Below are 1,607 nucleotides of genomic sequence, written 5' to 3'. Positions count from 1 at the left end.
CTTCCCCCGCGAAGTGCAGGTTCTCCATGACCAACAAGCAGCTCACGACGATCAATCCATTGACCGAAGAGGTGATTGCCACCTATTCGTACATGTCAGACGACGAAGCGGCAGCCGTAGTCGAATCCAGCCACAGGGCCTTCCTGGAATGGCGCCTGCGCTCTTTGGACGAGCGGGCGAAGGTGGTCGCCGCCATCGCCAAGGCGCTTCGCGAGCGCAAGGAAGAGTTCGCCCAGCTGATGACCCGCGAGGTCGGCAAGCTTATCGAAGACAGCCGCACGGAGGTGGAGCTGTGTGCCGCCATCTGTGACTACACCGCCAAGCAGGGGCCTGCCGCATTGGCCGACGAGGAGCGCGATATCGAGGGTGCGACCGGCATTGTCACCCATTCGCCGATCGGCGTGGTGTACGGCATCCAGCCCTGGAACTTCCCGGCCTACCAGGCGATCCGCTATTCCATCGCCAGCCTGATGGCAGGCAACGGCGTGCTGCTCAAGCATGCGGAGAGCTGCACCGGCAGCGGTCTGCTGCTTCGTGACATCTACGAAAATGCCGGTCTGCCCAAGGGCTTGTTCGGCGTGCTGTTGATCACCCATGACCAGTCCAACGACATCGTGGAGAACGATCTGGTACGGGCGGTGACGTTGACCGGCAGCGAGGCCGCCGGTCGTACCGTGGCGGCGAAGGCCGGCGCAGCGCTCAAGAAGACGGTGCTGGAGCTGGGCTCCAACGACGCCTATCTCGTGCTTGACGATGCCGACCTCGATCTGGCCGTCGAGACCTGCGTCAAGGGCCGCCTGTTCAACAACGGGCAGACCTGCGTCAATGCCAAACGCTTCATCGTGACGCAGAAAAACTACGACGCCTTCGTCACTGCCTACGCCAGCAAGTTCGAAGCGATCAAGATGGGCGACCCGAACGCCGCCGATACCCAGCTGGGCCCACTGGTCTCCGAGGCGCAGCGTGACAAATTGCACGAGCAGGTGACAAAGACTGTCTCGCAGGGCGCCCGCCTGCTGGTGGGCGGTGAAGTCCCCGACCGTACCGGCTGGTTCTATCCCGCGACCGTGCTGGCCGATGTGTCACCGGGGCAGGTGGCGTATGAAGACGAGCTGTTTGGCCCTGCGGCCGCCATCATCCGCGCCAAGGACGATAACGATGCGCTGCGCATCGCCAACGACAGCCGCTACGGCCTGGGCGGCGGCATCTTCAGCCGCGACGTCAAGCGCGCCCGTGAGCTGGCCACGAAGTATTTCGATACCGGAATGGTCTTCATCAATACCTTCGACGTTGCCTCTCCGTCGCTGCCCTTCGGTGGCGTGAAGGCTTCGGGCTACGGCCGCGAGCACGGCCCGGAAGGCCTCAAGGAATTCGTGAACGTGAAGTCCATCAAGATCCCTGCGCTCCACTGACTGCGGCGATTCAGCACAGACCGCCCGCGCTTGATGTTAGGTATCACGCACGGCGGGAAGCTCTCTCGCCGTGCCTTTCACTGGACTGGCCTCTGACTTCTCGCTTGGCTCAGCGGTTGAGCTGCGGGATCTTTGCAAACGCCTCTGCTACGAAGTCCATGAACACAAGCGCGCGCTTGGGCACGAGGCGATTGG

General features: G+C 62.7%; 1 protein-coding gene. It reads left to right on the top strand.

Annotation, left to right across the window (positions count from 1 at the left end):
- Positions 1-1,412: aldehyde dehydrogenase family protein (locus tag KVS69_RS18165; RefSeq protein WP_254622275.1), on the top strand; the 1,412-nt coding region annotated here is incomplete at its 5' end.
- Positions 1,413-1,607: the final 195 nt, after the last annotated feature.

Origin of the sequence: Stenotrophomonas sp. GbtcB23 (assembly GCF_019091045.1) — a bacterium.
Lineage (GTDB): Bacteria > Pseudomonadota > Gammaproteobacteria > Xanthomonadales > Xanthomonadaceae > Stenotrophomonas > Stenotrophomonas rhizophila_A.
This window is presented reverse-complemented; position numbering and strand designations above follow the sequence as displayed.